Origin of the sequence: Lachnotalea glycerini (assembly GCF_003201285.1) — a bacterium.
In the GTDB taxonomy this organism is placed as follows: domain Bacteria; phylum Bacillota; class Clostridia; order Lachnospirales; family Lachnospiraceae; genus Lachnotalea; species Lachnotalea glycerini.
Genome location: NZ_QICS01000006.1, coordinates 231,733 through 254,310 on the forward strand (window position 1 = coordinate 231,733; position 22,578 = coordinate 254,310).

At 34.1% G+C, this 22,578-nt stretch carries 15 protein-coding genes; 14 read left to right on the plus strand and 1 reads right to left on the minus strand.

Going from position 1 to position 22,578, the window contains the following annotated elements:
• Positions 1-297 precede the first annotated feature (297 nt).
• Positions 298-1,461: an ATP-binding protein gene (locus C8E03_RS13180; protein WP_094376713.1), complete on the plus strand. Its 1,164-nt coding sequence runs from the start codon at positions 298-300 to the stop codon at positions 1,459-1,461.
• Between the two features lie 289 nt (positions 1,462-1,750).
• Here the strand turns inward: C8E03_RS13180 and C8E03_RS13185 are convergent, their stop codons facing one another.
• A complete protein-coding gene (locus C8E03_RS13185; RefSeq protein ID WP_170122992.1) occupies positions 1,751-2,539 on the minus strand; it encodes a sporulation initiation factor Spo0A C-terminal domain-containing protein in 789 nt (262 codons plus the stop codon).
• 274 nt (positions 2,540-2,813) lie between these two features.
• Between C8E03_RS13185 and C8E03_RS13190 the strand changes: the two genes are divergently transcribed.
• The 13 genes from C8E03_RS13190 to C8E03_RS13250 form a co-directional block, all read left to right on the plus strand.
• Entirely contained in the window at positions 2,814-5,474 is a 2,661-nt protein-coding gene (locus tag C8E03_RS13190) for a YhgE/Pip domain-containing protein (RefSeq protein WP_110291237.1), read from the plus strand.
• A 59-nt stretch (positions 5,475-5,533) separates the two neighbouring features.
• On the plus strand, positions 5,534-5,836 hold the full coding sequence (locus C8E03_RS13195; RefSeq protein ID WP_094376716.1) for a WXG100 family type VII secretion target: 303 nt from the start codon (positions 5,534-5,536) through the stop codon (positions 5,834-5,836).
• Positions 5,837-5,923: 87 nt separating this feature from the next.
• A complete protein-coding gene (locus C8E03_RS13200; protein ID WP_094376717.1) occupies positions 5,924-6,340 on the plus strand; it encodes a hypothetical protein in 417 nt (138 codons plus the stop codon).
• Entirely contained in the window at positions 6,312-6,548 is a 237-nt protein-coding gene (locus tag C8E03_RS13205; protein ID WP_146212328.1) for a hypothetical protein, read from the plus strand. The genes C8E03_RS13200 and C8E03_RS13205 overlap by 29 nt, the downstream gene beginning before the upstream one ends.
• A gap of 13 nt (positions 6,549-6,561) precedes the next feature.
• Entirely contained in the window at positions 6,562-7,668 is a 1,107-nt protein-coding gene (locus tag C8E03_RS13210; RefSeq protein ID WP_170122993.1) for a type VII secretion protein EssB/YukC, read from the plus strand.
• Between the two features lie 3 nt (positions 7,669-7,671).
• Positions 7,672-11,862 carry a type VII secretion protein EssC gene (gene essC, locus C8E03_RS13215; protein ID WP_110291239.1) on the plus strand — a complete coding sequence of 1,397 codons (4,191 nt, stop codon included), beginning with the start codon at positions 7,672-7,674 and terminating at the stop codon, positions 11,860-11,862.
• Positions 11,863-11,891: 29 nt separating this feature from the next.
• Positions 11,892-12,209 (plus strand): DUF4176 domain-containing protein, encoded by a 318-nt coding sequence (locus tag C8E03_RS13220; RefSeq protein ID WP_094376735.1) that lies wholly within the window; start codon positions 11,892-11,894, stop codon positions 12,207-12,209.
• Between the two features lie 106 nt (positions 12,210-12,315).
• A complete protein-coding gene (locus C8E03_RS13225; protein WP_094376721.1) occupies positions 12,316-12,738 on the plus strand; it encodes a YwqH-like family protein in 423 nt (140 codons plus the stop codon).
• Positions 12,738-13,001 (plus strand): hypothetical protein, encoded by a 264-nt coding sequence (locus C8E03_RS13230; RefSeq protein WP_094376722.1) that lies wholly within the window; start codon positions 12,738-12,740, stop codon positions 12,999-13,001. The genes C8E03_RS13225 and C8E03_RS13230 overlap by 1 nt, the downstream gene beginning before the upstream one ends.
• A 37-nt stretch (positions 13,002-13,038) precedes the next feature.
• A complete protein-coding gene (locus C8E03_RS13235; protein ID WP_094376723.1) occupies positions 13,039-13,272 on the plus strand; it encodes a hypothetical protein in 234 nt (77 codons plus the stop codon).
• A 24-nt stretch (positions 13,273-13,296) separates the two neighbouring features.
• Positions 13,297-19,521, plus strand: coding sequence for a S8 family serine peptidase (locus C8E03_RS13240; RefSeq protein WP_170122994.1), 6,225 nt, complete (start codon positions 13,297-13,299; stop codon positions 19,519-19,521).
• Positions 19,522-19,643: 122 nt separating this feature from the next.
• Positions 19,644-21,659, plus strand: a complete 2,016-nt coding sequence (locus tag C8E03_RS13245; RefSeq protein WP_110291241.1) for an Ig-like domain-containing protein — start codon at positions 19,644-19,646, stop codon at positions 21,657-21,659.
• Between the two features lie 16 nt (positions 21,660-21,675).
• On the plus strand, positions 21,676-22,578 hold a 903-nt coding region (locus tag C8E03_RS13250; protein ID WP_170122995.1), incomplete at its 3' end, for a T7SS effector LXG polymorphic toxin.

Below are 22,578 nucleotides of genomic sequence, written 5' to 3' on the forward strand. Positions count from 1 at the left end.
TTTTTAATCCTTGTCTTTACTCTAGCTTTTTCAAATACTCTTTTAATATGATTATAAAGGTAATAATAATCAACCTAATCGACTTTTTTTTATAAAGTTATCGACCGTCTATATTATTTATTTTGCTAAAATAAATAATATAATGGAGAGGTTTAGGTAAGATTAAATGCAAATTTAATGGCTACTATCATTGATATTTGTAAAAACAACAGTAATATAGCTTATTGCATATATTATTTGCCTTATTCAAAAAATTTTTATATAATAATGTATAGATCATAAGGGGGGAGAATAAAAGTGACTGTGTTCATTGAGTGTGTAGGTGTTACACTACAAGCAATTGTTGCAACAATTATTATTGATAGATTATCTGATATCAAGGTAGAAAGCAAAACCTATATTGCCAAGTTGATATGCATTTGTTTGAATTTTTTGATTTGGTATTACATTAAGGATTTAGGAAGATGGAGTTATTCTGTAGTTACGTTATTTGAAATTTTAAATTTTAGCCTGTATACAATTACATTGAAGCGGCAAAAATTTATTGCATCATTTGCAACAGTAACGGCATCAATTATTTTAAATGTTTTTAGTGGGTTAATTTTGGCTGTACTTATTTATATTTCATTTAATGTTAATAGAAGTAATTCATATGTTTATATTTTCATTACTATGTTAACGGTAGCTGTATTATTTTGTATTGTGTGGATTAGAGATTTGTATTATGCTGAACGGGAGAAAAAGCAACTTTGGGAAGATAACTTTAAAATGTCTGAACGATTACATAAATCCAAAGAAATTCTTTCTCTTTTAAATTATGTTTTAAATAAAATTAAAAATAATAATGACTTTGAGGAGTTTAATGAATTAATTAGTGAGGTACGTAAACTATGTAGTGAACAGATAGATGAAAGTGAGAATGATGATATGCAATATAAAAGTTTTCCGTGCACTGGTCTTCATATTCTGGATGAGCAGATACAATTATATGGAAAAGAGGCTGCAACGAAAGGAATTAATTTTGATGTATTTGTCAATGTTAAGATGTCAGATGCTTTAAATAAACATAATATATCTAATCTTGAATTTTTACGGCTTATAGGAAATCTAATGAGAAATGCATTTCGCTCAGTCGAAAAAAAAGGAACTGGGAATATTTTATTAATAATGGGTTGTGTAAATGAGGCTTTGGAAGTTGAAATTTATGACGATGGAGTGACTTTTCCGATTCATATTCTAAATGAATTTGGAAAAAGAGGAAATACTGATGGAGGAACAGGCCATGGAATTGCAGAAATGTTGGATATTTTAAATCGTTATAACGCCTCCTATAAGTTAACAGAGTATGATGGTGATATGGGATTTACGAAAGGTATCAGTATTATATGGAATAATCAGAATCAAAGATGGTTAGAAACCTTTAGGTTCAATCAGATTTCCGAAAATAGTATATTTGATTAAAGGCTCAATACCGGTGGATAAATCTTCCGGTTTTTTTGTTTCATAGGAAAGACCTTGTTGTTAACGCATAAAAGCTTTGATTCCTATGAAATAAAAACACAATGCGCACGAATGCAAGTGGAAAATGTCACTGCGTAACAGCATTCGGCGCGGCAAAGCGGTCAAGTCCCTCATGAGTGAGGGATTAGGGAGCTGATGTTGACTAGTCCGCTTTGTTCTAAATCTGTTATTTTATATTTATAACTGTATACTAATGCTGTCAAATGAATGACAGCATTATTTCTAAGGATTAAGAATACAATTGGGTTTTCTCTGATTTGCCATAAAGCCTTATTTTCATATTACTTATAAATTCTCCATTGCTTGGCCGTCCATTTTTATTGTTTACATCAAAAGGATAATGTTTTTGAAGTTGTATCAGGCTGGCATTATTCCAAACATGTTCAATTGCCATGCGAATTGCTTTTTCTATATTAGCAGGATCAGTTTGATATTGTGTAGCTAGTGCAGGGTAAATTGTTTTAGATATTTGATAATAGTCATCTTGAATTTCAGATAAGAGAAGAAGTGCGGCTGTAATATATTCAGTTCCTATATATTTTATACTAAATCCAATATTTTGCAGTTCTTGTGAAATGCTTTTTCTTAACAACTGCTTTTCCTCGCTAATATTTGCATTTTTTGATTTATGATATTTAAACGCTTTCTCGATAATAAATAGTACTTGGTTAGGAGTATAGCTTGAGTTGGCTTTTTGAAAAATAAAATCAACTTTCAGTTCTTTTCTTAAATACTGCAAAATGGATTCCGAGCAATTATTTGTTGTTACAGCAACAAACGGTTGATCTATGGGAAGTTCCCTCATTCTTTCCGCTAATTGGATTCCATTTCCTTCCTGCAGCTCTAGGTCTAAAACTATTACATCTATGTATCCATTTTTCAATATATTTAATGCTTCCTTTTCGCTTCCTGTTTCACCATATAATTCAAATTGCTTATGAAAATGAATACAAGTTTTAAATTCTAATCTTTGGTTTATATTATCTTCAATTAATAATAATTTAATTTTTTCATACATTTTTTTCATCCCCTATTTTAATGTATTAATATTATAGCATTAATTGTTAAAATTTGGAAATAAAAATTAATTTTATATTAATTATTACTGAAAAAGATAAGACATTAATCGACAAAAAGCGACTTGCAAAGATAAAGAAGTTTAGGGCTAGGGATTACAAAAAGCTCAATTTCGACAAAATATGAAAAAATACTCGACCTTAATGTTTGGATCCTTATAGTATAGTGATGTTACAAAACTGAAAATAATGAATGAAAGGAATAGTAATAATACGATGAAAAAGATAATCATAATTACTATGAGTATAATAATTTTTTGTGCAGTTGGATTTGCTTGCTATTTTGCTGGAAACGTTGTTGGAAGTAAAAAGATTGTCCATTCGTCCGATTCGATAAAAAAAAGCGCAAATGATAATACAGAACAGTACATTGCTGTAGTGAATTTAGATGAAGGTACAGTTTTATCTAATAATGAGACTATCTATTATGGTGAACAGGTAATTCGCTTTTCAGATGAATCATTTCTTTATACCTCACTAGAGGATGCAAGACGGGGAATTGAGAATGATAGTTATGGAGCATATATTATCATACCTTCTACGTTTTCTCAAAGTATCGATAGCCTTAACAGCAGTCCGACTCAGTCAATTTTTAAATATGCGTTAAATACAAATTTTGATGGTGAAAAACAAAAAGAGATTCTATACAAGGTATTAAGCTTTGGAGAAGATTTAAAAAATGATATAAGCTATATGTATCTAGCAAATATTTTGCAAGAATTTCATGAAGCTCAGGATTATACATCGGCTGTAATGGATAATGACTTAAAGGAAAAAAATATAATTGAAGAAATACAAGCCTCCGATTTAGTTGAAATGGTGATTATACCGGAAACTGAAAAAGAAGAAAACAACTTAACTGCTCTAGATATAACGGATTTTATGTCAAACAATAATGCTTTGGTGAAAAATATTGATGAAGAATATAAAGGTGATATTGATGACTCAATGGAACAGTTAACAAACTTAAATAATAGCGGAAAGACGCTTTCGCAAGCACTAACAAATTTAACTGCTAAGGTTGGAGAAATTAAACTGCAGACGGATGATAAGGGTAATGTTGTATATGAAAAAGGGATTCAGTCTTTTTCGCAAAGTCTTACAGATTTTAATACAAAACTACAGTTAAGTAAGTCAGATATATTATCTGAGACAGATACGCTAGAGGAGCAACGTAATTATATTGCAACAGCATTAAAGGATAGTATTGAAAAGTATAATAATCAATTAAAAGCAGAAATGAAAGAATTACTTTCTAATCATAAACAAGACTTAAGTGAATCGTTGCCTGCTTTAACTTGCGCTATAGTTGATGACTCAAATGGTAAACAGATTAAAATTACAAGCAATAGTATAGAAGGAGAAGAAGCACCGAGCTTACTTGTTTCAATTGTGAGTGATGATTCTGATGTGATAGCGAAAAGAAAAGAGTGCTTAGATACTATATTAAATAAATTACTAGAAGCAAAAGAAGAAACAGAAACGATCGAAGTAACCTTAGAGGGGAAAACATCTGAGAGTGATGAAGAGAACGCAGAGGAAGAGACAAAAGAGGAAGAGACAAAAGAGGAAGAGACAAAAGAGGAAGAGACAAAAGAAGAAAACGTTGAAGAAAAGGCAACAGGGGAAGAAACAAAAGAGGAAGAAACCGTTGAAGAAAATGTAACAGGGGAGAAGACAACGAAAGAAGACACTGAGGAAGAGTCAACGCAAGAGGAAGATAAATCAGCAGAAGAGGAAACAGGCAGTGAATCAGTTATTTCATTATCTGGTTCAGTTGAAGTAAATAAGTCTGTTGCTACAGCATTTGCTGCATGTGATTCAGACGCTGATATATTACAACTGCTTAATGAATGTGGATATAACAGTGCGTTAGATTTTATTGGAGATATAACAAAGGGTAGTATATCACTGGAGCCTATCACTTATCTTAAAATTGATGGAAATATAAGTGAATTGGAAAGCTATGTAAAATCAGGAATGGATTTTGTAAAAGAGGATGTATATCAAATTACAGAATTTTCAGGAAATACATTTGATGAATCCGGCAACTCTCGTATGGATGAAAACTGTAATCCAATAACTGCCTCTAATCTTTTGGAGAACTATAGTGTGCAAATCCAAGATATAAAGCCTGAAATATCCGCAATAGAAGAAATCGATTCGCAATTTGTTAAAGAAATTGTAAACAATAGCTGCATATTACCCCTGATTGAAAGAACAGAAAAAATTAAAAAGATTTTTGAACAAAGATATTTAGACGAAATGACAGATGTGGCTGCATATCAAAATTTATTGGCGGCTTATAATCCCATTAAGGATACTTCGAAGATTGATGATTATGTATCACAAATGGAAACAAATGGGTATGCAATGCAAGAAAGTGTAAGAGAAAATAATCAAGATTATATAGAGTTTACAGAAAAAGTATATACATCCACAGATGAAAATTTAACAATTTTAAAGACGCATATAGAAGAAGCTGAAGAAACATCAAAAAATATGGTATCAAATGGACTAGCAGAGGCAAAAGCTTTAAAAGAATCTACCAGTAAGGAAAATCAGCTAATGATGTCTGAATTTGCTGCGAAGCTTCCGTATACAAGACTCGGAACAATGGAATATACACAAGCATATGAATTTATTGCAAGTCCATTGAAACTGATGCAGGTGTCAAATTATCAGAAATTAAAGGATAATGTTACAATTTTAGCTGACTCTGAAGCAGAGCAAGATACTACTAAGAAACAATCTAGCAAAAAGGAAATTTATGTTAGAGGATTCTTATACATACTATTAGTTTTTATGATAGTAATCTTGTTTGTAAATGTAATTCTTCAAAAGAAAAGAAATAAAAAAATAGTCCCCAATACATAGGCAGTTAACTGTTTATACAGTTTTGCAAATAAATTATACCCAAAAAAGGAGAAATAAAAATGGCAGACGTAAATAATATTAAATTAAGTCCTGAGCAGATGTCTCAAAAAGCGAGTGAATTTGACACAAGATGTGAGGAATTTAACCAGGTAGTAAGCACAATGAGAAATATGGTATCAACTCTATGTGATGAATGGGCAGGACACAGTAGTCAAGCTTTCTATGACCAGTTTTCTGCATTAGAACCAAGCTTTAAAGCTACAAGTGACCTAATTACATCCATTGCACAGCAGTTACGTGATGTATCCAGTATTATGCAAAGTGTTGATCAAGAAATTGCTTCTAAGATTGGAGTGAATTAATTATCCCGCATTACCACTGTTCTTAGAACAGTGGTATTTTAAAAAGATAAACTGTAGAACAGTATGAAATAGACGAGGTAGATAGTAATGGAAGACAAAACTGATATTGTGATTGATCCGGCAGTACTTAATGAACGCACAACCACCTATTCATCTCTTACTGATATTAATGGAACAAATGTATTTAGTAATGCTTTTCAAGAAAAGGTAAGAGAATATAATGAGCAGGAAAATCAGAATTACGTTGTGATACAAGAAAAAGTTTTTGTTAAGCAATTGAATAGCAGTTCAGATGTTTATGAAATAGTTAAAAATGAAATGTTTAGCAATAGTGAAATAAAGGTGCTAAAGGGAGCTTCGACTTCCGAAGCAAAGGGAATAGGATTTGCCATTCCTATTATTGGTATAGCCATAGTCATTTTAATTTTAATTATGTTTCGTTATATTGAGAAACGAAGGAGGAAGTGGGCGAGCCATGATGTTGACACTTACGTTTATGAGTAAAGAGATACGCTTGAATATAGACATTCAGGTTAACTCTCAGCAAAAGATTCTAGATACAATATATATATTAAAAGAAGCCCATATTCTGCAGGGTATGGAGCCAGAATATATGAAAGTGAAATCGATTCGAAAGGGAATGTATGTAAATATAGATAATACTTATGAAGTAGAACATATTAACACAAGTGATATTTTGGAGCTGGTATGAGGAGGAGATGACAGTGGAGCAAACAAATTTAATTGAGGTTAAAAAGAAATCAGCGTTTATAGCAAAAAATCAATTTGAATATAAGAAAATTATTTTCCCAAATGCCTATTTGATAGATATGACAATGGAAGAAGAAAAAGAAGATTTGGTTTTTTGCTATAATATACAGGAAAAAAAGTCTTTATTAGAAATAAGAAAAGATGACATCCTTACAATTCTTGCAGTACTGATTAATATGGAACAATTGCAAAAAGCAATAACGGAATATAACTTTACCATGAATCCGGATAATCTTTATTATAATATTAACAGACAGATATTTGTAAAGGAAAGAGATATTTATCAGGATGGACGTGGCTATGAAGAGGAAGAATTTTTAGATAATTATAAAGCGCTTATTGGCTTCGCCTTACAAAAAAAATACTCCTATGAAGATTTTAGAAAAGGTGGCAAGAAATTATTATCTAAAAACCAGTTGCAAAATTGTATTAGAGAAGCAAAGTCTATACAAGAAGTAAAAAATATTCTAATAAAGGAATATGAGCGAGTAGAGAATGAGAGAAGAGATAAGAAGCTGTTATTAAATAAAAGCTCCTTGCAGAGAATGAAGGCGGCAATTGTAACTCTTAGTGTGTTCTTTGTAGTGTTTACTGGTTATATTGGCTATCGCCTTATCATAATAGATCCCTATACAGAAGCAATCATCCAGTCGGATGATGCCTATATAGCACAGGATTATGTAAGCTGCATTGATTTTATGGATAATGTGAAAGTGCCAAATATGAAAGTGACTCAGAAATATATCTTAGCTAATTCTTATATTAGAAGTGAAAATTTAACCCAGGAGCAAAAAAATAATATCTTAGCAAACATTTCTTTAAAGGAAATACCTGAAAGACTTGAATATTGGATTTACCTGGGTCGAGGCGATACAGATAAAGCAATTGATATAGCGATGCAGCAGTCGGATGACGAGCTTCTTTTGTACGCATACATGAAGAAAAAATCTTATATTGAAGCAGATACGGGACTAACAGGAGAAGAAAAAACGCAGCAATTAAAAAACATCAGTACACTGATGGAGCCATTGATTGAACAATATGATGCAGAGGATAAATAAGGTATGAAAAATGAATCGATAAGAACCATGTTGTGTTATAAGCGAAAAGATTATGTAACGATAGGTCCGCAAATAGCAGACATTATAATCAAAGATATCCCGTTCTCTTTTATTTTAGAACATAATAAACTGATTATTTCCTTGGTGAATGAAAGCCTGTCAAACATAGAGGTTTATTTAAATAGAAAGTTACTAGAAGATGAAAGAAGTGAAATAGATTATGGAGATGAACTTCTAATTGGTGACTATCGTTTTGTCCTGTTAAAGGACAAGATATTTTTGGAAAGTGTGAATCAGGTAGAAATTACTTCTACATTATTGGAACTGCCTTATGAGGAAAATATATCGGAGGATTTTCCTAAGTATAAGAGATCTCCCAGAATTATAAAAAAGGTATCGGATCAAGTAATTTCCATAAGCCGGCCAAAGGAGAGAAAAGAAAATAAAAAGGGAGGTCTGATTGCCCTACTTTTGCCCTCCTTGGTAATGATGGGTGTTACCGTAGGTACAAGTATACTATTGAAAAGAGGATTACTTGTGATTATGTCAGTTGCCAGTACAGGAATTACAATGATTGTGTCTGGTGTGAAATATTTTGTGGATAGAAAAGAATTAAGGGAAGAAAATGCGTTAAGAGAGAAGACCTACCAAAAATATTTACTCAATAAAAGAAAAGAAATATATGAAGCATTTTCGAATGAAACAGAAGCTTACCGGTACAATTATCCGAGTATTTTGGAAATCGAAAAAATGATACATTGCTACAGCGCAAGAGTGTATGAACGCAGCTCAAATGATGAAGACTTTTTGTCTGTATCAATAGGTAATGCAGATGTACCATGTAAATTTAAAATAAAAATGGAAACATCTGAGCTTAATAACAAAATTGATTTATTGGAGGAGGAAGCTAGGGCTGTCGTAAATGAATTTTCCAATATGAAGCAGCCGATTGTCATAGATCTGAAAAAAGCGCATATGGGACTGGTTGGAGAAAAAGATACCATACATGACCAATTAAAGCTAATGATTGCTCAGCTTACTTTTTTTCAAAGTTATCATGATTTGGAAATTATAACAATTTATAACGAATCCTATGATGAAGATTTTAAATGGATGCGTTGGTATCCCCACCTGCGGATACATGCTATTAATGCGGTTGGAACAATCAACAATGAAAGAAAAAGAGATCAGATATTAGGAAGTATTCATCAAATACTGAAAGACAGAAAATTGAAAGTGGAAGAAAGTAAAAAAGAAAGTATGTTTCTTCCTCACCTATTATTTGTAATTGATGAACCAAAATTCATCATGGATCATTCCATTATGGAATATTTAGATAAAGAAGGCTATAATCTTGGTTTTTCTATAATTTACACAACGAATAACCGGGCAAATCTTCCAGAAAACATTGGAACAATTGTAATATTAGAAAACTCAAAGCAAGCGACTTTACTATTAGAGGAAAAAGAAGAAAAAAATTTACATTTTTCATTAGAATCATCTCAAAATATTGATTTGGAATGGATGGCAAGAGATTTAGGAGTTTTAGAGCATATACAGGGGATTAGTGCACAAATCCCAGAAAATATCAGTTTTTTTCAAATGTATCATGTTGAGCATCCTCAGCAAATGAAAATATTAGAACGATGGGAAAAGAATAATTCTTCAAAATCGCTGGCGGTTCCTCTTGGAGTACGTGCAGAAGAGGATTTTGTTTATTTGAATCTGCATGAAAAAGCACACGGACCACATGGATTGGTAGCGGGTACGACCGGCTCCGGTAAATCTGAAATTATTCAATCCTATATATTATCCTTAGCGGTAAATTTTCATCCGTACGAAGTCGCATTTTTACTAATTGACTATAAAGGCGGTGGTATGGCCGGACTATTTAAAAATCTTCCGCATGTGTTGGGAAGTATTACGAATTTAGATGGAGCGCAAAGTATGCGTGCTATGGCATCCATAAAAAGCGAACTGGCAAGAAGACAAAGAATTTTTAGTGCTTATGATGTAAATCATATTAACAGCTATAATACGTTGTTTAAAAATGGAGAAGCCAAGGAACCTCTACCCCATTTATTTATAATTAGTGACGAGTTTGCGGAATTAAAAAAAGAACAGCCGGATTTTATGAAAGAGCTTGTATCTGCTGCACGTATCGGACGTAGCCTTGGAGTGCACCTGATTCTAGCCACACAAAAACCATCGGGGGTTGTAGATGATCAGATTTGGACTAATTCAAAATTCAAATTGGCTCTGATGGTGCAAAATGAGGCTGACAGCAAAGAAATAATAAAGACACCAGACGCAGCAAATATTACAAAGGCTGGAAGGGCTTATCTTCAAGTCGGTAATAACGAGATATATGAATTATTCCAGTCCGCATGGAGTGGAGCTTCCTACCATGTAGAAAAGGAGGAAGAAAAGGTAGATGACCGCGTTTATTTGATTAATGATCTTGGACAAGGAGAACTCATTAATCAAGATTTAAGTAACGATCAGGAAAACAACAAGCTGGCAGTTACGCAACTGGATGCGACTATCGAATACATACGCGCAATTTATGAAAAGCAGGATACAATCGAGGTAAAAAGGCCATGGCTGCCTCCACTCAGAGAGCAGATAAAGAGTAAAGTTTGCTTAGTTGATTCAAAGGAGAAAAAACTGAATTTAAAGGTATCAGTTGGATTGGTAGATATTCCCGAGGAACAAGCTCAAAAGGAATATATCTTTAATATGGAAAAGGACGGAAATCTTCTCTATCTCGCATCAGCAGGCTATGGGAAAACAGTATTTCTTACTACTATGATACTTTCTTTAGCAATGCAGAACAGTCCGGGGAATTTGAACTTTTATATTCTGGATTTTGGAAATAGTGGATTAATTCCGCTTAATAAGCTACACCATATGGCAGAATACATAACCTTTGATGATACTGAACGTTTAAATAAGCTTCAGATGCTGCTTCAAAATGAAATACAGGTACGTAAGAAGCTGCTGGCAAGCAGAATGGTACAAAACTTTGAAGTATATAATCAGGTGGCAGAAAAACCAATGAAAGCGATAGTTCTAGTAATTGATAATTTTGATGTAGTAAAGGAACTTGGATATGAAATGGAGGATTTTTTCATGAAACTATCCAGAGACGGCTATGGGTTAGGCATCTATATGATTACCACAGCTACAAGAAGCAATGCTATGAAATATTCTATTTATAATAACTTTAAAATAAAGATTGCAGGATATCTGATTGATGAAAGTGATGTCAATATGATTGTAGGAAGAAGTACCTATAAACAGTCAGAAATCAAGGGACGTACCTTGATTAAGTGGAACAATGCCGTAAGCACCATGCATATTTATACGATGACAGAATTCCAAAATGAAATAGAATACAATAAGGGAATCGAGGAACTGGTTGAACAAATTGATCAGATTTATCCAAATCAAAAAGCACCCCGCATTCCGGTTCTTCCTGAAAACTTATCATTTAAGGAGCTGTTGCAATATGAAAAAGCGGGAGAAAGTATATGGCTAGGACTCGATAAAGAAAGTGTGAGTCTGTGCGGATTTGAACGCATCATGACGCCGTTTACGATTCTTGGAGAAGCTGCAAAAGGAAAGACAAATATTCTGAAAGTAATCTTGGAACAAATCATTGGAACTGATCCAATTTATTTATTCGATTCAAAAAGTATGGAGCTTTATTGCTATAAAGAACGTGAAAATCTTCATTATGTGGAGGGAGCTGTGGGTATTCAGGCATTAATAGAAGAACTGGCAAAGCAAATACAAGAGAGGAATTCTTTTGTTCATGAAAGCTTAATGGCTGATCCGAGTAAGAATCCTAAAGAAATCAGTAAGACACTATCCCCATTTTATATTGTGGTTGATGATTGGGATAATTTTATAGAGGTAACAAAAGCCAGTGCGTTACAGCTTGCACCACTTCTTATGGAAACTGCTGCAGTCGGAATTAGTATTATTTTAACAGCACATTCAGGTAAAATGAAAGGGTTTGATGATTTAACCAAGTTCGCTAAGAATACGATCGATGGCCTGTTGGTAGGCGGACCTGGAACAACTGGTATGTTTGGCGTTACTTCATCAAAAGAATTACCTCAATTTAGAGATGGATTGCTATTTAACAATGGAAGTTATGTAAGAATTCGATTACCAAAGTTTTTATAACCAGCGAAAGAGAAAGGATGGATATTAATATGGAACAGAAAACAGATTTTTTACCACTAGGCAGTGTTGTAAGATTGAACGGAGGAGTAAAGAAAATTATTATAATTGCAAGGGCAGTTGCAACGAAAATAGAAGATGAAGCAAAATATTTTGAATACGGCGGTAGTCTTTATCCGGAAGGCCTGCTAGGTGATACAATTCTTTATTTTAACAATGAGGATATACTACAAGTGGAGTTTAAAGGGTATGTGGATGAAGATGATGAAATAATGGTTCAAAACTTAAACGAAAGTATTCAAAAGCTGGGTTATCAAAAAGGAACTCCGTCTGAATTTAATCATCAATAGGAGGAGTCCGCTCCTTAATCAGGTATTCTGTTTATTAGATGGCTTAAAATTATAATGCTAATTATTAATTAGTAGAAGATAAAACATTTGATAGGGAGGTGTAATAATGTCAGATGCTTCATACCTATATGCAGAAATAGATAGTTACAATAATAAGATAGAGCAATGTAAAAAAAATATTGAACAATATAAAAAGAAAAAAGAAAAGCTTAAAAAGGCAAAGGCGATAATAAAAGATAGCAAAAGCGATCTTTCCGATGAAAAAAAGACTGCAAAGAAAACGATGGTTGATTTTAAAGACTGGAAAGGGTCTAATTATGAAGAGCATCAGGAAATGGTTCAGGGTGATTTAATGGAGGGATATAGTACTTACTCAAATATCTTAAATGAAAATATTTCTGAAATAAATGATGCCATATCTAGATTAGATAGTAAAATCTCTGATCAGAACGATGTAATAGACCAATTAAAATCACATATTAATGCACTTTATGACTTAATAGCAAGTATAGAAGAGGATGAGGATTAATGGCAAATATAATTCAGTTAAATCAATCAGGTTTTCTGTTAAAAGTAAATGCAATGGAAAAGGCGGGTCAGGATATAACGGAAAAGGTGAATAAGCCGGAAATAACAGGTAATATGCCTACACTTCAAAAGTATTTAGAAACGTACGATAAAATCCAGGAAGCCTTAACAGCATATAAAGAACTGATAGAAGAAGACACAAAAAGATTAAAAAGTGCACAAGTCGCAATGACTCTTGCTGAGAGCCAGATTATTAAGAAGTAAAAGCTAGACGATTTTAGAAAATGTGGAGGAACATAAAATGTTTGAAATGAAAAAATCTGCAAAAAATATACAGATTGAAACCAATAATATAGTGGTGAAAAAAGTATCTTTAGCCGGAAAATTATTTGAAGCTGTGATGGATTTGTTTTACCGTATTAGCAAGATTGCGCTGTGGTTCCTCATATGCGTGATCATGAGCAGCGGTATCGTTGCATTGCTAAATCCATCTATAAGAAATGTGGTTTTCAACTACTTACCCTTTATCAATTAGTAAGAAACAGGGGGAATGATAGGGATGAAAAAAATGAAGAAATACATGGCAATACTCCTTGTATGCATGAATGCTACGACGGCACTGGCATCCAGTACTGTATATGCGAATCAAGATTATGCTACATATGAACAATCGGTAGAAGACAATGAAACAGCAGTGGATACAGTAGCAACAGAGAGTACAGAAAATTCTGAAATAACGGAAAGCACAGAAATAGAAGATACAAAAACAGATGTGAATGAGGAAGAAACCACTACAGAAAGCTCACAAATTGAAGATACCAATGAAAATAATGAGACTTCAATGAAGGAGGAAGTAAACCAGTCTGATAGTGACAAAGAAGAGACTGCCGATAAAATAAATCAGGCTACAGAGACAGAGAATACGAAAGAAATTATTGAAATGGCATCAGGGGAGTTATCAGAATCAGTCAGTGGCTTATATAATGAAACAGATCTAGACTCTTCTAGTCTGTATACAACAAAAACTCTGATCGTAGTATCTGATCATTCAGATTTTGAAAATTGTAATGCAATAAAAATTATTAATTATGATAATATGTACATTCTTCAATATGAAACAGAAGAAGAAGCTAAGGATGCGTATAAAAAATTAAAAGATGACAACAATATCGTGTCGGTAGAAATTGATGCCGTGATTGAATCCCAGACAGAAAGTGATATAGAAAATACAGAATCGTCCAAAGAAAAGAGTGATTTAGCATTATTTTTAGATTCAAAAGAAAAGAACAGCGAGGTAAAAGTTGCAATTTTAGATTCAGGTATTGATAAAACAAACGAAATATTTCAAGACCGGTTAATTGATTTAAATATCAATTTGTCTTCCACAGGTGATGAAAACAGTATAGAAGATGATAATGGTCATGGTACGGATATGGCTGAAATTATTGTAAATAATACCCCATCAACTGTAAAGATTATGCCAATAAAAATAGCTAATGATAGTGGAAAGGCCACTGTTTTAAATGCTTATTTAGGTATAAAAGCGGCGATTGAAAATAACGCAGATATTATTAATATCAGTATGGGTACCATTAATTCTAGTTCTTCTGCAATTCTATCCAGTATTATAGAAGAAGCTGTTTCAAATCAAATAATTGTTGTAGCTGCTGCGGGAAATGATAATGCTAATGTAGAAAATTATACTCCTGCCAACATTGATTCCGTAATAACTGTTTCAGCTACAGACAGTAATGGAGAAATTGCTTCATTCTCTAATTATGGTGATAAAATTGATTATAGTTCAATTGGAGAAGATGGAACCTCAACTGCCACGGCAAATGTCAGCGCAATCATTGCAGTTATAAAAAGTATTTATTCGGACTACTCATTGGAGGATATCCATAATCTATTAAAACAATATGCTGTGGACTTAGGAGAAGAAGGCTTTGATAAATACTATGGTTACGGATTTATATCCTTTGAGGAATTAAAGAGTAAATCAACAGATGTTGAAAAAGAGGATAATAGTATTTTAAACATGCCACATTTTAATACCTTAACAGATGAAGAAATTAATGAATATCTTGATAATTCGGAACCTTGGCAGATTGGAAAATATCTATCTGAATTATCTAATGATGACTATGACGGTATAATAGCAAGTAATACAAATATAACTGGAGAAATTACGTTATATGATTTGGTTGATAGTAAAGATGAAAATGGTGAAGATATTGTTTTGACCAATAATCCTAAAAATATGAAATATTATGAATTCTGTTTACAAGAGTTTGATCAAGAAAAGGAGTTTATGAAAACAAACGGAACTTTTAGTAGTCAAACAGGATATTATAAATTAGGTTTTTCGAAGTATGATGGTTCATCAGGAGAAGTTAGAATCAATTTTAAATTTAACAATACAGATAGTAAAAGCTCAAAGTCATTAAAAGCGTCATCATCGTCGGGAAATAATAAAATATGGACAAGTAATGCTAGTGGAACAATATATAATTTTATTTTAAGCTCAGCAAAAACAGAAATAGCAGAGTTTAGATATAGTGTTTTGCAAGTGAAAGCAAAAATGACATTACCCGCATGTTGTTACATGAGTAGCGGTGGGACAAAATACGATGCGATGGGAAGAATGACTTTTAAATATTATGGTACAAATAATTTAAGTTTGACAAAAACACCTGATGTAAATGATAGAGAAGTTAATTTTGAAATGTCAGTTAATGTAAGAAATGCGGGAATTTATGATCAGGATGATGCAACACATGAGAATATACATAATACTATGTATTTAAATGTAGTAAGAGATTCCTTTTTACAAACGGTAAAAGTAAGATATCAAAATGCAGATGCATTATATGGAGATTATATAGAGGATGTAAACAGCTTGGTTGAGTATGGTACAACCTTTTCGTGGAATAAAGCGGAAACAGATGTTTATGAGGCAAAATCAATAGATTCATATACTGTAACATCAGCAAATACAAAAGAAGTAACAATAAAAAGAAAATCGAATGTATCTGCTACAGCATCTGTGAATGCATCAAAAACATCAAGTGGATGGTATCAAGGACTTCCGCAAATTACTTTTGCCGGAAGTGATCCTAATTTAAATATTAGTAGTGTAACCGTAAATAATATTTTAAATAGTGGTTCCGGCGTAACAAAAACAGCAAGTGAAGGAATGAATACATACAGTTATTTTGCTACGAATGTAAATGAAACGAGCTGTAATGAACAGAATATAACGATTTTTGCTGATGCGTCCGCACCTAAAAATGTTTCTATAACAGCAGCAACGTCATGGTCAAACAATACTGTGCCGCTTACCATTAAGGGGCAGGACACTTTATCAGGGTTGGCAAGCTTAAAGATTCAATATTCTTCGAATAACAGCTCTTGGAGAGATTATAAAACGAAAACATATAGTGGTGATACAAGCCCTCAAACTTATGCAGGATTTAGTGCAGACCAAAACGGCTATTATCGAGTGGTAGCAACCGACCGTGTTGGAAATGTGACTATTAGCTCCAACTGTCGAGTAACAAACATTGATAAATCGGCTCCGACACTTACTTATACTATTGATGGAGAATTGAAAAGCAGCGGATGGTATAAAGGAGATGCAGTTTTAAATTTAGAAGCGCAGGATATTGGAGGCTCAGGAATAAAATCGATTACAGTCAATAGCAGTGAAACAAGTGGAAGCACTACAAGTATTAACGTAGTAAAGGAAGGATCAAACTATTATTTATGCTATGCAACGGATAATGCAAGTAATATGACAGCACCTAAATGGGAACTTACTATAAAGGTTGATAAATCTGCTCCAATTAATTTATCGATAACCCCAAATACAACAAAATGGACAAAAGATCCGATTATTATTACAGCAAAGGCAGATGATAGTCATAGCGGTGTTGATACCATAGAACTTCAATATACGGCTGATATCGGCAATCCTGATTGGAGAGAATACAAAACAGTGTCTCTTAAGGGAACCAATCAGGCAAGCTCAGATATTTCAGTAACAGATAACGGATATTACCGACTGGTTGTTACGGATCAAGTTGGATTTCAGACAGTATCAGACGATAAGAACATCTTAAAGATTGATAATTATGACCCGGACAAGCCGGATGCAAGTACAATAGGAATTGAACCGAATACGATTCAATGGGTAGACGAAGCAACCGGAGTCGAGGTAACCAGTTATGGTTCCGATGAATTGTCAGGGCTTAGTACAGTTGAGGTTTGGGAACAAAGTGATAATTATTTTGAGTCTAAAAAGGTGGAAAATTATAATGGAGAAACTACGGTTGAATCAGCAGCTTATGATACACATATTAATAAAGCTTATAAGACAAAAATAACGGATCAAGCGGGAAATTATTTAGTTATGAGCAACGAAGATGCCTTAGAAGTTGATAATATCGATCCAGAAGCTCCTGAATTAACCATTGAATCCGTTTCTGCGCAAGAAGGTTATATTAGTACGACTGAGGGTTATGTAATACGGGCAGTCATTGAGGATAGTCAAAGCGGATTTTCAGAGGCAGCTTTACAAAGAGTAAATGAAAATGGTGAATGGGAGGATTATAAGACCCAATACCAAATCATCGAAGAGGACAGCAGTGAGCAAGATTTAGATGTGTACGAGGAGAAAGAAGTACTTACAAAGGCTAAGCGAGAGAAGGTCATTGTAGCCGCCGCGAATAATATATCTTTGCAGCGCAGTACAACGGATGCAAGTAATGACAATACGAAAGAGGTTAGAAAGCAGGGAGATAATCAAGTTATTATTGAGTACACTGTCCGTGAAAACGGTACGTATCGCCTACGTGGTGTCGATTTAGTTCAAAATAAATCCTATACCAATGATACAATTGAGATTACGAATTTGGACGGAAGCAAGCCGGTGATTCAAGTAGAAGGAAATCCAACCATCTGGCAGAATACGAATGCGGCCATTACTGTGATTGCTACGGATGCTGATTCCAAAATTGCAAAAATGACATTAGATGGCGACGAAAAGTCATTTCAAGAGGGTGTGGACGGAACATTTCACTTCACGTTTGATGTTACCAAAAATCAGGAATTTACAGTAACAGCAGTAGATGAAGCAGGAAATTCTACATCCCAAATCATAACAGTAACAAAAATTGATAAAGAGGCTCCTGTACTTGAAACAGGAATCAAAAAATCATGGTTTAGTATGATTTTGGGTGATTATCGGAATTTAAGGATTGATACGATAGATGATTTGAGCGGAATTGCAAAGGTTTCTGTCACTTATGGGGAACAGGAAACGATTCTAAAATCATATCAATATGAAAATGCTAAAATCAACTTTCAAGGCAATTATAAGATTTATGAAGAGGGTGATTATAAAATTACCATTACAGATCAGGCTGGAAATATTACAACTCAAACCATATCAGAGGCTAATTTAGATTTCAGTGCCCCGTGGCTTAAGGTAGAAGGAAACCCTACTATCTGGCAGAATACGGATGCAGCCATTACAGTAACGTCATTTGATGAAGATTCCAAAATAAAAGCAATGACCTTGGATGGAGAAGAGCAGGAAATAAAACAAAATGACGAAGGTGATTATTACTTTACATTTACTGCGGCCAAAAATCAAACTTTTGTTGTTGCTGCTTATGATGAAGCAGATAACATGACAGCTCAGGTAGTTAGAGTCACCAAGATTGATAAGGAGATTCCTACAATACAAATAGAGCCTTCTGCAATCTGGCACGAAGACGGATACCGAAATATGAAATATGAAGGAGCGGATAACTTAAGCGGTATTGATACAATCACGATTGAGCATGAGGGAGCGAAAGAAACGGTAGGCAGCTATTCGTATGAAACAAAACAAAAAAGTACGGCAGACGAATATCGTATAACAGACAATGGAGATTATATTGTAACCATAAAGGATCACGCAGGAAATATAGGAGTCCATACATTAACAGAAACTGATGCCAAGGTATTAAAAGCAATTGAAGTAGTAGTTTTGCCAGACAAAACAACCTATTATGAAACGCAAAATTTTAAAAAGAAAGGAATGGTGGTTGATGCTATATACAATGATAATTCGAGAAAACAAGATATTAAGGATTATATTATATTAAATGGAATCAACTTACCACTTGCACAAGCACAAATCGATCTATCCTATACAGAAAATGGAGTGACAGTTTATACGGATACCCCAATTAAAGTAATTGAGAAAGCTGTGGCACCAGAGGATCCGGAGATACCAGAAACAGTGGATAATCAGGAAACACTGACAGTAGAGAATCCGGAGTTAACACCAGAATCTCTTGTTGTGGAGGAAGTCGAAGAGATAGAGGAAGAAGTAAAAGAAGAACCAACAATAGAAGCAAAGAACATTCCTGAAAACACTGTTTTAACGGTGAAACATGAGAAGCTTCCTATTGGTGTAATATTGGCTGGAGCAGGATTGCTTATCATGATTTTATTCTTGTTATTATCTAACGTAAAAATATATTGCAGGAATGAAGAGGGAGAATGGAAGCTTTTAGGTAAAACAAGAGCCTTAAAGTCAAAAGGAAGGTATGCAATTAAGGTATCTAAGCTTATGAAAATCAGAGCTGCTTCTAATAGCTATAAATTGGTATTCTCAAAAATGTTTAAGAAGTTCCATGAGGAATGCGATTTGCTTATCAAAATTGATAAGCAGGATTATGAAAAATATTTGACTAAAGACAGTGATACAGTTTATGTGGAACACAAAGAGTAAGAAAGGTATATTGATATATGTTCCTGTTATATTTCTACTATAGCAATTCTAATAACTTACTTTTTCATAGGAAAACAGTAGACGGTATGATATAATCAAATAACTATAGGAGGGATAGACAAATGATAAAAATAATTAAAAGATTAGGGTTTATGACGTTTTTACTAGGTACTACATTATTATTTCACATGAATGCAAAAGCAACAGGAACATATGAGGATTATACCTATACAGTAAGCGATGGAGAGGTAACTATAACTGGTTACTCTGGAGGAGAAACGGATATTACAATACCAGATACTGTTGATGGATATCAAGTTACAAATATAGGTGTAGATGCTTTTTATAAAAATAAAACAATTGTATCTGTAGTTATTCCAAAAACAGTTAAAATAATTGAACAGTTTGCTTTTTATAATGCTATAAATTTAAGAGAGGTTACAATTGAAAATGGTTGTGAAAAAATTTTGGCTAATGCATTTGGTCTTTGCTCGAATTTAACAAAAATTGTAATACCTAAAAGTGTTACTACTTTTGAATATGTTGATTCGGGAAATAAAATTTTTGATGGTGATTACTTTTTAATTGCTTATATAGAACCAAAGAGTGCGGCGCAAACCTACTTAGATACATATGAAGATGATATTCAGTATTATTTTCTGGATGAATATGTTCCAACCAGTATTGAGTTCGTGAATCCGACTCTTACCATTAATGTCGGAGACACGTACACTTTTAGTAAAGAAGATTTTAACGTTTTGCCGTCTACAGCCTACATAACAATGCCGTCAGAATACAGTGAAAGTGACAGTAATATAGCTTATGTCAGCAATGGCATACTAACAGCTAGAAAAGAAGGTACCATTACGGTTAATGCAACCATTCATGATGAGCATTTAGAAAATGACATTACAACAACGGCTCTCACTGTAAACGTGGTTGAAAGTCGAAAGAAAGTGGAACGTGTCAGTTTGAATGTGAGTGATGTTGTTGAGATGAATGTCGGAGATACATTACAGCTTCAAGCAACAGTTACTCCAAGCGATGCTACTTACACTGCATCATGGGGGACTTCAAAGAGTGATGTGGCAAATATATCCGAAACAGGGATGGTTACGGCATTATCTGCCGGTACAGCGCAAGTAGGGTTTGACACGCGTTCCATTTTTGGAAATGTAAATGATAATAACGGTAAATATATATTAATCAAAGTAAGTGAGAATCCAACAAGGGCAGCAGAAAGTGTTACATTTAATGTTGGAAGTACGACAACAATGTATGTGGGGGATACGTTACAGCTTGAAACAACGGTTTTACCAAGCGATGCGGTTTATACAGGATGTTGGTATTCAAATTCTTTCGGAGCAGAAGGAATTGTCAGTTTAAGCACAAGTGGATCTGTAACGGCGCTAAAAGAAGGCTATGTAAGAATTGAATATGTTACCATGACGGATGGATCAAATGGAGCTTCAGGACTACTTGATGTGTATGTAAAGGAAAAACCAACCGCTACCGATGATACAGGCAGCACGGATCAAACAGACTCCACAGATAATAGCAGCAGTACAGATAATACAAACAATACTGAAAACACTGACAATATAAGTACAACCGATCTGGAATTAAAGCAGGGAAAAATAACCTTAAATGCAAGTAAAATTAATTTACAAAAGGGAAAAACAATAAAGACATTGACTATCAAAGTAAACCAGTTAGAGGGAGATCAGATAGCCAGTGTAACAAGCAGTAATAAAAAAGTATTGAAAGTGTCCTTAAGTGGACAAACAATTGTACTAAAGGGTTTAAAAACCTATAAAAAGTATGTAACGGTTACGGTAAAAATGCAAAGTGGGGCAACGGCTGCCTGTAAGGTTAAGGTAGTAAGCTCACAGGTCAAGACCAAAAAGCTTACATTAAGTGAAAAGAAGCTGACAATAGAAAAGGGAAACAAGGCTCAAATCACCGTAACGAGAAACCCAATCAGTGCAACGGATAAAATAACCTATAAAAGCAGTAATACCAAGATAGCAACAGTAGATAAAAACGGAAAAATAAAGGCAAAGAAAAAAGGAAAAGTAAAAATCACCGTAACGAGTGCCAGCAAAAAGAAAGCAACGTGTACGGTTACTGTTAACTAAAATACAGGAGATGAAGATGGGGTATTATGTAAAATATAAAGAACTGCATTCCGTGCAAAGTACGGTATTAAAGCAGATCAACCAGTGGGCGGAGGAACTGGAGAAGGTCAGAGTGCAGACCGAAGCAGTGGCACAGATGGGGGAGATAAAAGGGGAGGCTGCAAAAAGCATAAAAAACTACATGCAGGAAATCCATATTCCACTGATCGGATATATACAGCAGCTTTTCACCGAATATCTTTCCAGAATGTTTCTATACTGCAATGAGTATTATAAGCTGGATACCAGGCTGTATGCAAAGATATCACAGGACAGGCTGGAAGATCAGCTCACAGGGATACAAACAAGAACAGATGTGTTTTTGGAAATAGAAAACAATGTTTCAACCGGAGTCGGGATGGCATCAGGTCTTGCAAATGTATCAATGCCGTCAGGAGATGGAATCACAGGAAACTATGAAAGATTAAGCCAAAAGGCATCAGAGCTTAGGGATGCAATAGGGGAGTGTGAATACAGCCATTTGCGGTCCGACTTTGAAATTATAGAAGAAATGCTGTCGGGAATTGTGCAAACCGTAAATGGACAAAGACAGAAAGAGAATGTTACAATAACAGCATACCAGGCAGGAAGTATTGCAAAGATGCAGGGCTTTCAAAAGCTAAAAGAAGCGTCAGCAAGGCAGAATGCAAACCTTAAGGGAAGCACCAAAGAGCTGGAGGAAGCGATTCAGGGCTACGCACAAAAACAGCAGGAAAGGGATTTATCAGAGGAAAGGGAACAAGAAGGAAAAAGACAGATCATAAACGGACTGTTGGTGACGGTGTTTGCCATCGTATCAGCCGGTGCAATGATCGTTACCTTTGGAACAGCCGCCCCGGTAGTGTTAGGAGCGTGCACGTTAAGCTTTACCTCCGGATTG